General features: G+C 66.1%; 11 protein-coding genes. 5 read left to right on the top strand and 6 right to left on the bottom strand.

The window, feature by feature from the left end:
* The gene (locus C8J40_RS06865) at positions 1–804 is read left to right on the top strand and encodes an SDR family oxidoreductase (RefSeq protein WP_132896373.1); all 804 of its coding nucleotides are present in this window, start codon (positions 1–3) and stop codon (positions 802–804) included.
* 113 nt (positions 805–917) lie between these two features.
* Here the strand turns inward: C8J40_RS06865 and C8J40_RS06860 are convergent, their stop codons facing one another.
* The gene (locus tag C8J40_RS06860; RefSeq protein WP_132896372.1) at positions 918–2,021 is read right to left on the bottom strand and encodes an NADH:flavin oxidoreductase/NADH oxidase; all 1,104 of its coding nucleotides are present in this window, start codon (positions 2,019–2,021) and stop codon (positions 918–920) included.
* Between the two features lie 157 nt (positions 2,022–2,178).
* On the opposite strand from C8J40_RS06860, the gene glgX reads away from it, so the two are divergent.
* The 4 genes from glgX to treY are packed head-to-tail and all read left to right on the top strand — an operon-like array spanning position 2,179 to position 10,395.
* On the top strand, positions 2,179–4,296 hold the full coding sequence (gene glgX / locus C8J40_RS06855; protein WP_132896371.1) for a glycogen debranching protein GlgX: 2,118 nt from the start codon (positions 2,179–2,181) through the stop codon (positions 4,294–4,296).
* Positions 4,293–5,999: a malto-oligosyltrehalose trehalohydrolase gene (gene treZ, locus C8J40_RS06850; protein ID WP_132896370.1), complete on the top strand. Its 1,707-nt coding sequence runs from the start codon at positions 4,293–4,295 to the stop codon at positions 5,997–5,999. Before glgX ends, treZ begins: the two co-directional genes overlap by 4 nt.
* The gene (gene malQ, locus C8J40_RS06845; RefSeq protein ID WP_132896369.1) at positions 5,996–7,972 is read left to right on the top strand and encodes a 4-alpha-glucanotransferase; all 1,977 of its coding nucleotides are present in this window, start codon (positions 5,996–5,998) and stop codon (positions 7,970–7,972) included. The genes treZ and malQ overlap by 4 nt, the downstream gene beginning before the upstream one ends.
* The gene (gene treY / locus C8J40_RS06840) at positions 7,969–10,395 is read left to right on the top strand and encodes a malto-oligosyltrehalose synthase (protein WP_132896368.1); all 2,427 of its coding nucleotides are present in this window, start codon (positions 7,969–7,971) and stop codon (positions 10,393–10,395) included. Before malQ ends, treY begins: the two co-directional genes overlap by 4 nt.
* 4 nt (positions 10,396–10,399) lie before the next feature.
* Here treY and C8J40_RS06835 read toward each other — a convergent pair whose 3' ends face one another.
* From C8J40_RS06835 to C8J40_RS06815, 5 genes are read right to left on the bottom strand one after another with little or no spacing between them, the layout of a single operon-like run.
* Complete coding sequence (locus C8J40_RS06835) at positions 10,400–11,428, bottom strand: c-type cytochrome (RefSeq protein ID WP_132896367.1); 1,029 nt, start codon at positions 11,426–11,428, stop codon at positions 10,400–10,402.
* Positions 11,425–12,045, bottom strand: coding sequence for a cytochrome c oxidase assembly protein (locus C8J40_RS06830; protein ID WP_132896366.1), 621 nt, complete (start codon positions 12,043–12,045; stop codon positions 11,425–11,427). Before C8J40_RS06830 ends, C8J40_RS06835 begins: the two co-directional genes overlap by 4 nt.
* On the bottom strand, positions 12,042–12,461 hold the full coding sequence (locus tag C8J40_RS06825) for a hypothetical protein (protein WP_132896365.1): 420 nt from the start codon (positions 12,459–12,461) through the stop codon (positions 12,042–12,044). Before C8J40_RS06825 ends, C8J40_RS06830 begins: the two co-directional genes overlap by 4 nt.
* Positions 12,458–15,004, bottom strand: coding sequence for a cytochrome c oxidase subunit I (gene ctaD / locus C8J40_RS06820; protein WP_132896364.1), 2,547 nt, complete (start codon positions 15,002–15,004; stop codon positions 12,458–12,460). Before ctaD ends, C8J40_RS06825 begins: the two co-directional genes overlap by 4 nt.
* Positions 15,001–15,969 (bottom strand): cytochrome c oxidase subunit II, encoded by a 969-nt coding sequence (locus tag C8J40_RS06815; RefSeq protein ID WP_132896630.1) that lies wholly within the window; start codon positions 15,967–15,969, stop codon positions 15,001–15,003. Before C8J40_RS06815 ends, ctaD begins: the two co-directional genes overlap by 4 nt.
* Positions 15,970–16,007 lie beyond the last annotated feature (38 nt).

The raw sequence follows: 16,007 nt of genomic DNA, 5'->3' as shown, positions 1-16,007 counted from the left end.
ATGAACCTCGATATCGCAGGCAAGATCGCACTCATCACCGGCGCGGACAGCGGCATGGGCAAGGAAACCGCCCGGATGCTGCTCCAGGAAGGCGTCCGCGTCGCGATTACCGACCAACCCGGCGGCGACCTCGACGCCAGTGTCGAGGAGTTGAAGGCACACGGCGAGGTGATCGCGGTCGAGGCCGACCTGACCAAGCTCGAGGACGTGAAGGCGCTGTTCGCCAAGGTCCGCGACCAGCTTGGCGACCCCGATATCCTAGTGAACTGCGCAGGCGTGACGGGCGCGACCGGCGACTTTCTCGACGTCGACGATGCCGGCTGGCAGTCGACGCTCGACATCAACCTGATGGGCGCGGTGCGCGTCTGCCGCGAGGCGATCCCGGCGATGCGCTCCGCGAAATGGGGCCGCATCGTGCTGATGAGCTCGGAGGACGCGGTGCAGCCCTATGTCGACGAACTCGCCTACTGCGCGTCGAAGGCGGGGATTTCGAGCCTGTCGAAGGGGCTTTCCAAGGCTTACGGGTGCGACAACGTGCTGGTGAACACCGTCTCGCCCGCGTTCATCGCCACGCCGATGACCGATAAGATGATGCGGAAGCGCGCCGACGAAAAGGGCATGAGCTTCGACGAGGCGATCGAGACGTTTCTGGAAGAGGAACGTCCCGGGATGACGCTCAAGCGCCGCGGCAAGGCGGAAGAGGTGGCCTCGGCGATCCTGTTCCTGTGCTCGGAGCGCGCGAGCTTTATCAATGGCGCGAATATCCGCGTGGACTCGGGTTCGGTGATGACGGTGGCGGGCTGAGCCATTACCTCCGTCATGCCGGGCTTGTTCCGGCATCCACTGTTCCGCAAACTCGATAGTCGTGAGTTCCCGGAACGGTGGCCCCCGGAACAAGTCCGGGGTGACGGAGGAATTTACCCCTCGAACAAATCCTTAAACTGCCTCGGCTGCGACCGCAGATACTGCCGCGGCGCCTTCACCTTGCCGCCAAGATGCGCCGCCGCATGCCAGGGCCAGCGCGGATCGTAGAGGATCGTCCGGGCCAGCGCGATCATGTCCGCGTCACCTGTGCCCACGATCGCCTCGGCCTGCTCGAAATCGGTGATCAGCCCGACCGCGACGACCGGGATCGACACCGCCTGCTTCACCGCGCGCGCGAGCGGCACCTGATAGCTCGGCCCTACCGGGATCTGTTGCGCCGGCGTGATCCCGCCGCTCGACACGTGGATCGCACTGCACCCACGCGCTTCGAGCGCCTTCGCGAACGCCACGGTCTGGTCCGAATCCCAGCCGCCCTCGGCCCAATCGGTCCCCGACACGCGCATCGTCACAGCTCGTTCAGCGGGGAACGCCGCGCGCACCGCATCGAACACTTCGAGCGGGAAGCGCATCCGGTTTTCGAGACTGCCGCCATATTCGTCCTCACGCCGGTTCGACAACGGCGACAGGAACTCGTGCAGCAGATACCCATGCGCCGCATGCAACTGCACCGCGTCGATCCCGAGCCGCGCCGCGCGCACCGTCGCCGCCACGAACGCATCGCGCACGCGCGCGAGCCCGTCGGCGTCGAGCGCGACCGGTGCGTTCTCCTCGGGCAGGAACGGGACCGTCGAAGGCCCCTTGGTCTGCCAGCCGTTCGGCTCACCCGGTGCGATCTGGAGTCCACCCTTCCACGGCACCTCGCACGACGCCTTGCGCCCGGCATGCGACAACTGGATCGCGATCGGCATGTCCGACCAGCGTCGCACGCTCTCGATCACGTGCGCCATCGCCGCCTCGGTCGCATCGTCGTACAGCCCGACATCGCCATGCGTGATCCGCCCCTCGGGCAGCACCGCACTCGCCTCGATCGTCAACAGCGCCGCGCCCGACAGCGCGAGTTGCCCCAGATGGATCTGGTGCCAGTCGTTCATGCAGCCATCGTTCGCCGAATATTGGCACATCGGCGCGATGACGATCCGGTTGGCCAGCGTCAGGTTGCCGACCTTGAGCGGCTCGAACAGTTTCGGCCCGCTCATGCGAAGTTCGATCGGATGGAATAAGGCATGGGCGTGTCCCTTGATACGTAGAGGAGTACGGCGAAAACTCGCTGCTCGATGCGGAACATAGGAACCGGCGGGCGGGTTTCACGCCAAGGAATGCTGCACCGCGATAAAGCCGCGGCAGCGACGACAGATGGGGGTCTTCACGTTGCATCTACTGCCCGACACGCTCGACGCCGGCTCGGCCTATCCGCTCGGTGCGACCTTCGACGGTCTCGGCGTTAATTTCGCGGTCTATTCCGCCAATGCCGAGAAGATCGAACTCTGTGTCTATGACGAGACCGGTCGCCGCGAGCTGAAGCGTTATGCGCTCCCCGAATGGACGGACGAAGTCTGGCACGGCTACCTCCCCGACGCGCAGCCCGGCCTCGTCTACGGCTACCGCGCGCATGGCAGCTATGCCCCCGAGGAAGGCCACCGCTTCAACCCCAACAAGCTGCTGCTCGACCCCTACGCCAAGCAGATGATCGGCGAACTCCGCTGGACCGACGCGATGTACGGATACCAGGTCAAGTCGCCGCGCGCGGACCTGAGCTTCGACAAGCGCGACAGCGCACTGACGATGCCCAAGGGCGTCGTGACCGACAGCCATTTCGACTGGTCGCGCGACGTGCGGCCGAACACGCCCTGGTCCGAGACGGTGATCTACGAGGCTCACACGAAGGGCCTGACCAAGCTGTTCGAGGAGGTCCAGCCCTCCGAACGCGGCACCTTCGCGGCACTCGGCAATCCGAAGGTCATCGATCACCTCAAGCGCCTCGGCGTCACCGCGATCGAGCTGCTGCCGATCCACACCTATATCCAGGACCGCTTCCTCCAGGAAAAGGGCCTGCGCAATTACTGGGGCTACAACACCCTCAATTTCTTCACGCCCGAGCGCTCGTTCTTCGCCACCGACAGCCACGACGAACTCCGCCGTTCGATCCGCCGGCTGCATGCGGCCGGGATCGAGGTGATCCTCGACGTCGTCTACAACCACACGTGCGAAGGCTCGGAACAGGGCCCGACGCTCTCCTGGCGCGGTCTGGACAACGCCAGCTACTACCGCCTCGTGAAGGACGACCCCCGCTATTCGATCAACGACACCGGCACCGGCAACACGCTGAACCTCACCAAGGTGCGAGTCATCCAGATGGTAGCGGATTCGCTGCGCTACTGGGCGACCAGCTTCGGCATCGACGGCTTCCGCTTCGATCTCGGGCTGACGCTCGGCCGGACGGACACCGGCTTCGATCCCGGCGCTGGTTTCTTCGACGTGCTCCGCCAGGATCCCGTGCTCGGCCGGTTGAAGCTGATCACCGAGCCGTGGGACATCGGCCCCGGAGGCTACCAGCTCGGCAACTTCCCCCCCGGTTTTGCCGAGTGGAACGACAAATACCGCGACACCGTGCGCAAATTCTGGCGTGGCGATCACGCACAGCGCGCTGATCTCGCCGCACGCCTGACCGGTTCGGCCGATCTGTTCGACCGCCGCGCACGTCGTCCGTGGGCCAGCGTCAACCTGCTCGGCGCGCATGACGGCTACACGCTCGCCGACACCGTCGCCTACGAGGAGCGCCACAACGAAGCGAACGGTGAAGACAACAACGACGGCCATTCAAACAACTGCTCCCGCAACTGGGGCGTGGAGGGACCGACGGACGACCCCGCGATCCTGGAGACCCGGTCGCGCGTGATGCGCTCAATGCTGACCACACTGTTTTCGTCGCTCGGCACGCCGATGCTGGTCGCGGGTGACGAGTTCGGCCGCACGCAGAACGGCAACAACAACGCGTATTGCCAGGACAACGAAATCAGTTGGCTCGATTGGGACAAGGCCAAGTCCCCCGAGGGCAATGCGCTGATCGACTTCACCGCGCGGCTGATTGCGCTGCGCCGCGACTATCCGATGCTGCGGGCAGGCAATTTCCTTTACGGTGAAGATACGCCCGCGGAAGGCCTCAAGGACATCGAATGGTGGGACGAGCGCGGCCTGCAACTCACGTCCGAGGATTGGGAGAACACCAACGGCCGCGCGCTGGTGATGCGCCGCGCGTGCGAGCGGGACTCGGGCGAGGTGCAGGTGATCTCGCTGTTCCTGAACGCCTCGGAAGGCCCGCTGACCTTCCACATGCCGCCCCCGGCCGACGTCGAGCGCACGGTGCTGATCGACAGCAGCAGGCCCGACCAGCCGGCGACGCCGATCAAGGACAGCTATGAGCTCCCCCCACAGGGTGCGGCGTTGCTGACCTGGACGATCGCAGCAGCATGATGGCCTGGGGACCGACGCTCGCCGAAGACGGGACGACCTTCCGCCTCTGGGCTCCCGATCGCGATAGGGTGACGCTGGAGATTGCCGATGGCGACGCTGTGTCCATGAGCAGCGAGGGGGAGGGCTGGTTTAGTGCTAAGGCCCCGGTCGGTGCGGGCGCACGGTACCGGTTCCGACTTGCGGACGATCTGACTGTTCCGGACCCGGCTTCGCGTGCACAGGACGGCGGCGTTCATGGTTGGAGCGTGGTCGTCGACCAGGCCTATGACTGGCGGACCCCAGACTGGCACGGCCGATTGTGGGAAGAGATGGTCATTCAGGAAGTCCATGTCGGCGCGCTCGGCGGTTTCGCAGGCGTAGCGGACCACCTCTCGGCAATCGCCGCGCTCGGCATAACCGCGATCGAACTCATGCCCGTCAACGCGTTCGGCGGCACCCGCAACTGGGGCTATGACGGCGTGCTGCCCTACGCCCCCGCCGAAAGCTACGGAACGCCCGACGAGCTGAAAGCGCTGGTCGATCGCGCCCACGAACTCGGCTTGGCTGTGTTCCTCGACGTGGTTTACAATCACTTCGGCCCCGTTGGAAACTACCTTAGCGCCTATGCGAAGGGCTTCTTCCACGCGGAGGTCGACACCCCCTGGGGCGGCGCAGTCGCGGTCGACCAAGCGCCGGTCCACCGCTATTTCGTCGACAACGCGCTGATGTGGCTTAACGAGTACAAGTTCGACGGCCTCCGTTTCGACGCGGTCCACGCGATCGAGAATGACGACTTCCTCGACGCGATGGCCGCCGAACTGCGCGAGAAGACAAAAGGTCGCCACGTCCACCTCGTCCTCGAAAACGAGGGAAACGATGCCGAGCGCCTCCACGCCGCGGCATTCGATGCGCAGTGGAATGATGATTTCCACAACGTGCTCCACGTCCTGCTCACTGGCGAGACGAGCGCCTACTACGCCGACTTCGCCGACCGCCCCGCCGAGCGCCTCGCGCGCTGCCTCGGCGAAGGCTTCATCTACCAGGGGGAGGGTTCCCCCAACCACGATGGCAAGCCGCGCGGCAAGCCCAGCGCACACCTGTCGCCGACCGCGTTCGTCGCGTTCCTGCAAAACCACGACCAGATCGGCAATCGCGCGATGGGCGAGCGCCTGACGCTGCTTGCCGACCGCCGGAAGCTCCGCGCCGCCACCGCGTTGCTCCTGCTCGGCCCGCAGATCCCGCTGCTGTTCATGGGCGACGAGCATGGCAGCGAAAGCCCGTTCCTGTTCTTCACCGACTTCCACGACGACCTCGCCGACGCGGTCCGCGAAGGACGCCGCAAGGAATTCGCCAAGTTCGCCGCATTCGCCGATCCCGAAGCGCGCAAGGCAATCCCCGACCCCAACGCGCACGAAACCTTCCTTCAATCGCGAGCACGGCCCGGCGCCGATGCGGCCGAGTGGCAGGACCTGTACCGAACCCTGCTTAAGATCCGACACGAGCAGATCATCCCCCGCCTGCGTAACACGACCACGATCGGTGCCGAGGTGATCGGCGAGGGGGCGGTCGTTGCGCGCTGGCAAATGGGTGACAGCGCAATCCTGACAATTGCGCTCAACCTCGGCGACGATGTCGTTGATTTTCCAGCGATCGAGGCTTCGCCGATCTTCGCCGATAATGAACCGGGGGAGGGGGCCAGCGTGGCAGTATGGCTGGATCGATGAGCAGCCTCCGAGCACTCGCTGTCGCGGCCGGCATGCAACCCGAATGGCAGGACGCAGCGGGTCGTCGCCAGACCGTCGCCGACGGCGCGTTACAGGCGATCCTGGATCGTCTCGGCCACCCTTCCGCGAGCAAAACGCAGATCGCCGCCAGCCTCGCCGCGATCGACGTGCGAGACGCGCAGGGTGTCCGTTTCCTGTCCGTCGATGTGGGAGCCCCGATCCGGCTGGCATCGAAGGTATCAGGCAAAGCCGAACTTACGTTCGAAGACGGTACGACGCGCTCCGTCACGGTTGATGACAGCACCTTAAGTCCGATAGGGAGGTGCGGCTACCACAAGCTTGAAATCAATGGCGAAGTCATCGACATTCTCGTCGCGCCGCGCCGCTGCTACACGATCGCCGATGCGCTACCGGGCCGCAAACTCTGGGCGCCCGCCGTCCAGATCCCGAGCCTGCGCACCGATGCGCCGAAGGCGTTCGGTGACTTCGTTTCGCTCGCAGACGCCGCCCGAGCCTTTGGCCAGCGCGGCGGCGATGCCCTCGCGATCAGTCCGACGCACGCGTTGTTCCCCGCCGACGCCAGCCGATACAGCCCTTACGCACCCTCAAGCCGGCAGTTCCTCAACGGGCTCTACGGCGACCCGGCGGCATTTGGTGCAAAGTTCGACAGCCGCGACTGCCCCGAACTGATCGACTGGCACGCCGCGATCCCCGAAAAGCTCGCGCGACTACGCAAGAGCTTCGACCAAGTGCTTCCACCGATTGAAGAAGCCTTAACGGTATTCAGGCGACAAGGTGGCGACGACCTTGAACGCCATGGCGAGTTCGACGCCCTCCACGCGCATTTCTTCGCAACCACGGAAGCACGCGGATGGCAGCAGTGGCCCGCCGAGTATCGCGATCCCGCCAGCCCAACGGTCCGCCGCTTCGTCGCGGAGCATGCGGACGATGTCACGTTCTACATTTTCCTCCAATGGCTAGCGCGGCGCGACCTCGACGCCGCGCATACGGCCGCCAAGGACGCCGGCATGGCGGTCGGGCTCATCGCGGATCTTGCCGTGGGCATGGACCCGGGCGGCAGTCATGGCTGGAGTCGCCGCGGCGACCTGCTGACCGGCCTGTCGATCGGCGCACCGCCCGATCCGCTCGGGCCGGATGGGCAAAGCTGGGGCATCACCGGGTTCGATCCGCAAGCGCTGCGGGATACCGCCTTTGCCCCGTTCATTGCTACGATCCGCTCAGCGCTCACACACGCCGGCGGCATTCGGATTGACCACGCGTTCGGCCTTCGCCGCCTCTGGATCGTCCCCGAAGGCGCCTCAGCCGCAGAGGGCGCGTATCTGGACATGCCGTTCGGTGACATGATGCGGATCATCGCCATGGAATCGCAGCGGGCGAAAGCGATCGTTATCGGCGAAGACCTCGGCACTGTTCCCGACGGCTTCCGCGAGGCGATGGACGCGCGCGCGATGCTCGGGATGCGCGTGCTCTGGTTCGAGCGCGATGCGGACGGCTTCGTGCCCCCGGCGAAATGGTCTCCCGAGGCGGTGGCGATGACCGGCACGCACGATCTGGCGACGATCGCAGGCTGGTGGAGCGGGCGCGACATCGACTGGACGTGGGACCTCGGTCGCAAATCCGACGCGGTCGACGAAGAAGCAGACCGGGGAGCCCGCGCCGAGGATCGGACCGCGCTCTGGTCCGCGTTCGACACGGGCATCGATCAACCCGCGCTTGAACATACCGCGGCGGTGGTCGACGCCGCTATCTCGCATGTCGCCAGCACGCCTTGCGCACTCGCGATCATCCCCATCGAGGACCTCGCTGGGCTGATCGAGCAACCGAACCTCCCCGGCACGATCGACGAACATCCCAATTGGCGCCGTCGCATGCCCGACACGACCGAGACGCTCCTGCAACGTCCCGACGTCGCCACCCGCATCGCCACGCTCAACGCCGCGAGACCATCATGACCCCCCGCGCAACCTATCGCTTCCAGTTCCACAAGGACTTCACCTTCGCCGACGCGGAAGCGCTGGTGCCGTATCTCGACGCGCTCGGGATCAGCCACCTCTACGCCTCGCCAGTCACTACCGCCCGCAGTGGTTCGACGCATGGCTATGACGTCGTCGATCCGACCCGGATCAATCCCGAACTCGGCGGCGAAGAGGCCTTTCGCCGCCTTGTCACAGCGCTCCGGTCGCGCGGTATGGGCGTCACTATCGACATCGTGCCCAACCACATGGGCGTTGCCGGTGGTGAGAATGCGTGGTGGAATGATGTTCTAGCACACGGTGAAACCAGCGAATTCGCCCGCTACTTCGACATCGACTGGCGTGAGAAGCTCGTGCTCCCGATCCTCGGCGATCCGCTCGCCGAAACGCTGGCCAGCGGCGCGCTCAAGGTCGAGCAGGTCGACGGCCGCTATGTCCTCGAAGCGTACGGCGAACACCGCCTGCCGATCCGCGACGAAGATCAGCCCACCGCAGCGACCGACGATATCGCTGCGCTGGTCGATCGCCAGCATTACCGTCTCGCCTCCTGGCGCGTCGCGAATGACGAACTCAACTGGCGACGGTTCTTCACGATCAACGACCTCGCCGGCCTCCGCGCCGAAGACCCCATCGTGTTCGAGGCGACGCACGCACTGTATTTCCGCCTGTACGCCGAGGGCCTGATCGACGGCGTCCGCGTCGATCACGTCGACGGGCTGACCGACCCCGCGGGCTATTGCCGTCAGCTCCGTGCGAGGTTCGATGCGATCGAGCGTCCTGCCGATGTGCCACCCGGCCCCGCCTACATCGTCATTGAGAAGATTCTTGCCGACGGCGAACCGCTCGCGACCGACTGGGGCGTCGATGGCACAAGCGGCTACGATTTTATGGAGCAGGTCACGGCCTTGCTCCACGCGCCCGCCGGTGCCGAACCGCTCGCAGAACTCTGGGCGGACATCAGCGGTCGGTCCGCTGACTTCGCGCCCGAGGAACTGCGCGCGCGGCAGGAGTTGCTAGCGTGGCAGTTCGATGGCCAGCGCCGCCGCTGCGTCGACGCATTTGTCGCGCTCGCCCGGTCCACGGCTGACTGCGACGGACTGACACTCGGTATGCTCGACCGCGCGATCGAGCGCCTGCTGTGGGTCTTTCCCGTCTATCGGACCTATGGGACGGGCGCTGCCGCCCCGGCAGCGGATGCTGCGATCCGCGATACGGTCCGCCAGCGCGTCGCGCAGTTCGTGCCGCCGGGCGAGGACGCAGTGGTCGAGCGGATCCTCGCATGGCTGGCAGGCGAGGGACCTGGGGATGACAAGCTCGCCGCCGAGGCGGTGCGGAAATTCCAGCAACTCTCCGCGCCGATCGCGGCCAAGGCGGTCGAGGACACCGCCTTCTATCGCTACGGCCGCCTGCTCTCGCGCAACGACGTCGGGTTCGACGCCGCTCGCATGTCGCTTGATATCGACGAGTTCCACGCGGCCATGGTCGAGCGCGCCCGCGATTGGCCGGCGGCGATGCTTGCGACCGCCACGCATGACCACAAGCGCGGCGAAGACGTCCGCGCACGGCTCGCGGTGTTGAGCGAACTGCCCGATCTTTGGCCAGCGCACGTGGAACGATGGCGCGAACTCGCCGCGCCGTTTGCCGACGGGGTCGATCCCGCCGACGCGTATATGCTGCTCCAGACGCTGTTTGGCGCTTGGCCCGAGCGCCTGACTGCATCGGATACAGAAGGATTGTCGGACTTTGCCGTGCGGATCGTTGCGTGGCAGGAAAAGGCGTTGCGCGAGGCCAAGCTGCGCTCGTCCTGGGAGGCGCCGGACGAGGCTTACGGGGGCCGCTGTCACGGGCTGGCACGCGCGCTGCTCGATCCCGAGCGGTCGCAGGCTTTCCTCGACGACATGGCCGCGTTTGTCGCGCGGATCGCGCCCGCGGCGGCGGCGAACGGCCTTGCGCAGGTCGCGCTGCGCTACACCGTTCCCGGCGTCCCCGATCTGTATCAGGGCACGGAGATCGCCGACCTGAGCCTGGTCGATCCCGACAACCGCCGCTCGGTAGATTACGCGCAGCTTCAGGCATCGCTGGACGGTGAAACGCCAGCAAAGATGGCGCTGATCCGGCAGCTTCTCGGGCTGCGACGGACGCATCCGAGATTGTTCTCTGAGGGAAGTTACGAGCCCATCGCGTTAAGCGGTATCCGTGCCGACCGGGCCATTGCGTTTCGTCGGATCGGTGCGGACGCAGTTATTCGTTGTGTGATCCCGCTACGCTGTGCCGAGCGCTATCTCGACCGGATCGACGCCCGCGACTGGTGGGGCGACACCGCGCTCGCATCCGGCGAAGCGCTCGCCGATCTGCTCGGCGCGCGTTCCGTGTCGATCGAGATGCTTCCCGCAAAAGGCTGAGCGATCAGCGGCCTGCGAGATAGTGGGCGAGCGGGTCGATCATGTCCTCCGGGATGCGGCGGGCGATGACCGGCATCGTCGATTGCGACTTCCGCGCGTCGACCACCGTCTCGTCGCCGCGCCAGTTACGGAGGCGTTGCGCGATGTAGCTGGCACGCTGGCCGGCGAGGACGGGGTAGGGCTTGCCGGGGGCGTGGCAGCTCGCACAGGCGGGGAGCTGGACCTTCGGCAGGCCTTCGCGGTTGATTTTCGCGGCCTCGGTCGAGCCCGACGGCGTGACGCTGCCGATACCCTTCATCGCTGCGAAGTGATCCGCCAATCGCGTCATCTCGGCGGGCGTCAGCGTCGCGGCGGCGTTCGCCATGACCGCGCTTTGGCGCTTACCGGTCGCATAGGCCTCCAGTGCTGCACGGAGATACGCCGAACTCTGGCCGCCGAGTACGGGCATGTCGGGCTGGTTGCGACCTCGCCCGTCCGCGCCGTGGCAGCCGGCGCAGGTCGCGATCTTCGCATCTGCAACGCCAGACACTTCGGTCAGCGAGCGATAGGTCGCGGGCGTCATTTCGGGGAGCAGGCGGACGAACGCGACCATGCGGCGGACTTCGTCGTCGCGGTCCTTCGCGGCCCAGCCGGGCATGCCGGTGTATTTGACGCCGTGCTTGAGGATCCAGAAGATCTGCTTGTCGGTCCACTCGCGCGCGTTGATCGACAGGTCTGGGGCAGGGGGCGTCGCGGCCTGCATCACCGGGAGCGGGCGGACGCCGGGGGCGCCGTGGCACGAGGCGCAGCTTGCGTTGAACAGGCCGGCGGCGCTGACGAGCCCCTCGTTCGCCTTGGGATCGTCGGGGGCGGTGACCGCGGCGTAGGTGCGAACCGAGTTGCGCATCGTCCAGTGGAGGAACCAGTCGGTGATCTTCCAATGGCCCGACGAGGCGGCGATGTTGAACACCCCCGACCAGGCGAACAACAGCCCCGCCAGCGCGAGCCCAACGATGGTCGCGGCAGCGCGCGCCCAGGTGATCCGGATCGTCATGCGGTCGCGCTCCGTGTCTTCAACAGTCCGCCGAGCATCGCGAGCCCGCCGATGAAATAACTCGCCGCGCCGACCATCAGCATGACGACGCCGCCGAGTTGCTGGTCTTCGAGTACGTCGAGGCCGTGGGTTGCCGGGTGCATGGTCATCATCGCGTAGAGGGGGCGTGGGGCGAGACCGATCAATGCGCCGAGCAAGGTCATGTGCATCGACGTCAGCAGTAATGCGGCAACACCCGACGCGCGGCGGTCGGTGGCGCCGCCAATGCGGGTCCCGAGGACTGCGCTCCAGAGAAGGACGCCGGCGATGAGGAAGCTCGCTTGTTCGATGAGCAGCGCGAGGGGCTGCATGTCGACGCGGAGCCTCAGCGCGGGAAGGTGCCAGAGCCATACGACGACGAGTTCGACGAGCGACATCGCGAGTGGGGTCACGACCACGGGCCAACGCTCGGCGGGATCGAAGCGGCTGCCTGCAATACCGTATGCGAGGAACGGCGCGGCGACGGCGACCGCTATCATGTGACCCGCCATGTGGCCGACCATCCCGAGCGGTGCGGCCGCAAACGCCCAGCCGAGCGGGACGAGCACGACGCCCAGCGCGAGGCTCGCGCGTCTCATCGGCAATCGCCGAAGATGATGACCGGGAGCGCCGTGAAGATCACCGCAACGAAGCTCAGCCCCGCCAGCAACCGCGTCGACAGCGCCAGGAAGCGGAGGCGGTCGATCGCCGTGCCCTGTTCGTGGGGGGGCGGATCACCAGGTGTCTCCGACTGGACCCGCGCGATATAGCCCGCTGCGACGATGCCGAGCAGTGCCGCGATCGTCGCGATCAGCGTCGCCAGCGGGAAGCCATTCAACGCCGTCCCTGGCGCCGACGATTTCGCGCACGTCACCGCGACCCACAGATAGCAGAACAGGAAATGCACCGCCCAGATCGTCGGCGGGATGATCAACGTCCACAGCGTGACCTTGAGGTCACGCGCCCAATGCTTGCGGTTGGACTCGAGCTGGCGGTCGGAGTCGGGCTTCGTCATGCGACCCCCGGGAACAGGCCGATCGTGCAGAACGTCACGATGCCCGTCAGAGCGAGGAAATGGTGGTACACGGTGATGTTACGCAGATCCGCGTCATAGACCGGCGTCATCTTCCCCGCGAGGCTGCGCGCCAACGTATAGCCCTGCATGATGACCCCGATCGCGGCATGCACCGCGGTCCAGATCGCCAGCGTCCAGACGATCGCGGGATAGACATGGAGTTCGGGGTCGAGCCCCGAATACCACGGCCCGGCGAGCCCGGCGAACAGGCTCGCCAGCGTCGCGACGATGCCGACGACGAGCAGCGCGCGACCCGCACCGACCTTGCCGCGGCGATGCACTTCGCGCGCGCCGACGGTGGCGGCCCAGCCGGCGAGCGTCAGCGCCAACGCGACCATCGGCCAGAACACGCCCGGCCCGTTCAGCCCGACCCCGCTCGGCGGAAAATCGTTGTGGATCGTCCAGAAGAAGAAATAGCCGAACACAAGCCCCGAGAACGCCGTCGCGTCCGCCATCATCGTGATGAACATCGCCCACCAGCCCGGTGCCGATGGCCCCGACGTGTAGAGCGGCACCTCGATGCCGTGGCCGATATGCTTGGTCGGCTTTTCAGGGATCTCCGCGGTGCCGGTCCATAGCCACCACAGCACGCACGCAAGCGTCGCGACGCCGCTGACCGCCGACCAGATATAGAGATGGTAGGTCGTCAGGATGAACACGCCCGCGAGCGCGACCGCGGTCATCATCGGCTTTACGCTCGGCGTACCCAGCCGGATCACCTGCACCGGGCGCGCGTCGAGCGCCGAGGTGACGATCGACTCGCGCCGCATCTCCTCCGCATCGGGCAGGAAGAACCGGCCCTCGTCGACCTTCTGGACGAAGTTCTTCTGGTCCCAGATCGGATAGCGGCTCTCGATCAGCGGCACCGAGCGGATACCCCAGTCCTCGTCGTCCGGATGCGCAAGCCACTCCAGCGTGCCGGCGTTCCAGGGATTGCGCGGCGCCTTCGGACGGCGCGGCGACAGTGCGAGGTCGATGCAGACGATCACCACGCCGAGCGCGAACATGTACGACCCGATCGTCGAGGCAAGGTTCAGCCCGCCAATCCCTAGCTCCTCGGGATAGGTGAACACGCGCCGCGGCATGCCGAGCAGGCCCGACAGATGCATTGGGAAAAACGTCAGGTTCATGCCCACGAACATGATCCAGAACGCGATCCGCCCGAGCCTGTCGCTGAGCTTCTTGCCGGTGATCAGCGGCCAGTAATAATAGAGCCCGGCGAACAGCGGCAGCAGCGTGCCGCCGATCAGCACGTAATGGAGATGCGCGACGATGAAATACGTGTCGTGCGCCTGCCAGTCGAACGGGGCGACCGCGACCATCACGCCGGTCAGCCCGCCGATCACGAACACGGCGAGGCTTCCGCTCGCGTACAGCAACGGCGTCGATTTCTTGACGTTGCCCGCCCAAAGCGTCGCGATGAACACGAAGATCTGCACGCCGGTCGGGATCGCCACCGCTTCCGACGCGGCCGCGAAGAACGCGAGGCTGATCTTCGGCAGGCCGGTCGTGAACATGTGGTGTACCCACAGCCCGAAGCTCAGGAACGCCGTCCCGACCGCGGCCAGCACGATCCACGGATAGCCGAGCAGATGGCGTTGCGCGAAGGTCGGGATCAGCATCGCGAACAGCGCGATCGAGGGGAGGAAGACGATGTAAACTTCCGGATGTCCGAAGATCCAAAAAAGGTGCTGCCACAACAGCGGATCGCCACCCTTCTCCGCGTTGAAGAACGGCCAGTTGAGCAGCCGCTCCATCTCGAACAGCACGTCGCCGGCGATCAGCGGCGGGAACGCGAACAGGATCATCACCGCGACGACCAGGATGTACCAGGCGTAGAGCGGCATCAGGTTGAGGCGCATGCCGGGCGGGCGGCATTTCAGGACGCCGACGATCAGCTCGACCGCGGCGGCGACCGACGACACCTCGATGAAGCTCAGCCCCAGCATCCAGATGTCCGCGCCGAGCCCGCTCAGGTCGGTCCGCGTCGTCAGCGGCGGATACATGAACCAGCCGCCATCGGGCGCCGCGTCGAAGAAGATCGAGCCCGACACGAACACGCCGCCAATCAGGAAGCTCCAGTATCCGAACGACGACAGCCGCGGAAACGGCAGGTCGCGTGCGCCGAGCAGCTGCGGCAACAGGATGATCGACACCGCCTCGAACATCGGCACCGCGAACAGGAACATCATCATCGAGCCATGCAGCGTGAACAGCTGATTGAACGTGTTCGCCGTCACCAGGTCATTGTTCGGCACCGCCAGCTGCGTGCGCATGATCAGCGCCAGCACGCCCGCGAACAGCATGAAGCCGAACGCGGTCAGCGTGTACCAGACACCGATCCGGTTGTTGTTGACGTCGGTCCAGCGGAAGAACCAGCCCGATGGCGGCTTCCATACCTCGCGAAGGCGATCCTCCTGACCTTTGCGGACCGCGGGATCGTTCTGGTCGGGCGCGACATAGGGGGTGCTCTCGGCGGTCATTTGAGCCCCTGAAGGTAGCTGGCGATCTGGTCGGCTTCGGCGGCCGACATCTGCGGGAAGGCGGGCATCCGCACGCCGGGCTTGGTCTTGCCCGGATCGCGCACGAAGCCGGCGATGTTGGCGTGCGTCATCGGCAGCACCCCCGCGGCGAGCGTCGGGCGCGACCCGAAGTGCGTCAGGTCGGGGCCGATCTTCGCGACCGGGCCGACGCCGCGGACGCTGTGGCACCCGCTACAGCCGTAGCTTGCGAACAGGCGCGCGCCGGGCGATGCGGTGACGGTGGCGGGCCTGGCCTGCTCAGCGAGCCAGCGTTCGAACGCGGCCGGCTCCATCGCGATCACGTCGAACGCCATCAGCGCGTGGCCGAGCCCGCAGAACTCCGCGCAGACGCCGCGGTACGTACCCGCCTTGGTCGCGCGGACGACGAGGCGGTTGGTGCGGCCGGGGATCATGTCCATCTTACCAGCGAGGCCGGGCACCCAGAAGCTGTGGATGACGTCGGGGCTACGGAGCGACAGTTCGACGGTGCGTCCGACGGGCAGGCGCAGTTCGTTCGCGGCCTCGACTACCGATCCGCCGGGCGGCGCATAGCGGACGCGCCACCAGAATTGCTCGCCCTCGACGCCGATCCGCAGATCGTTGTTCGCAACTTCACGTGGGCGCATCGCGGGGAGGGCGTAGAGCAGCAGGCCCAGTAGCAGGATCGAAGGCCCTATGCCCCCGAGCCACAGCACCAGCTTCATCCCGCCCTTGTGCGTCAGCCGCCCCTCGGGTGCGCGCATCGCGTGACGCATCAGCAACGCGAGCCCACCCGCGAGGATGATCGCGCCGATGACCAGAACGATGGTGATCGAGAGGACCTTGTCCGCTTCCTCGCCGAACGGCGCGAGCGTCGACTGGTGTCGGTTGCACGCTGCCAACAATGGCAGGCACGCGCCCACGGAAAGAAAAATAGCCTTCCGCATCATCACCTTGCCACCCTTTGGAAGGGCGTCCCCTAGCG

The sequence above is a fragment of the Sphingomonas sp. PP-CC-3A-396 genome (genome assembly GCF_004343105.1).
In the GTDB taxonomy this organism is placed as follows: domain Bacteria; phylum Pseudomonadota; class Alphaproteobacteria; order Sphingomonadales; family Sphingomonadaceae; genus Sphingomonas.
The sequence above is the reverse complement of the archived record's forward strand: the minus strand, read 5'-3'. Positions and strand labels throughout refer to the sequence as shown.

What these genes read in the sequence shown, in the direction of transcription:
- C8J40_RS06865 (WP_132896373.1), top strand. Translation starts at nt 1, where the DNA reads ATGAACCTCGATATCGCAGGCAAGATCGCACTCATCACCGGCGCGGAC.
- C8J40_RS06860 (WP_132896372.1), bottom strand. Translation starts at nt 2,021, where the DNA reads ATGAGCGGGCCGAAACTGTTCGAGCCGCTCAAGGTCGGCAACCTGACG.
- glgX (WP_132896371.1), top strand. Translation starts at nt 2,179, where the DNA reads ATGGGGGTCTTCACGTTGCATCTACTGCCCGACACGCTCGACGCCGGC.
- treZ (WP_132896370.1), top strand. Translation starts at nt 4,293, where the DNA reads ATGATGGCCTGGGGACCGACGCTCGCCGAAGACGGGACGACCTTCCGC.
- malQ (WP_132896369.1), top strand. Translation starts at nt 5,996, where the DNA reads ATGAGCAGCCTCCGAGCACTCGCTGTCGCGGCCGGCATGCAACCCGAA.
- treY (WP_132896368.1), top strand. Translation starts at nt 7,969, where the DNA reads ATGACCCCCCGCGCAACCTATCGCTTCCAGTTCCACAAGGACTTCACC.
- C8J40_RS06835 (WP_132896367.1), bottom strand. Translation starts at nt 11,428, where the DNA reads ATGACGATCCGGATCACCTGGGCGCGCGCTGCCGCGACCATCGTTGGG.
- C8J40_RS06830 (WP_132896366.1), bottom strand. Translation starts at nt 12,045, where the DNA reads ATGAGACGCGCGAGCCTCGCGCTGGGCGTCGTGCTCGTCCCGCTCGGC.
- C8J40_RS06825 (WP_132896365.1), bottom strand. Translation starts at nt 12,461, where the DNA reads ATGACGAAGCCCGACTCCGACCGCCAGCTCGAGTCCAACCGCAAGCAT.
- ctaD (WP_132896364.1), bottom strand. Translation starts at nt 15,004, where the DNA reads ATGACCGCCGAGAGCACCCCCTATGTCGCGCCCGACCAGAACGATCCC.
- C8J40_RS06815 (WP_132896630.1), bottom strand. Translation starts at nt 15,969, where the DNA reads ATGCGGAAGGCTATTTTTCTTTCCGTGGGCGCGTGCCTGCCATTGTTG.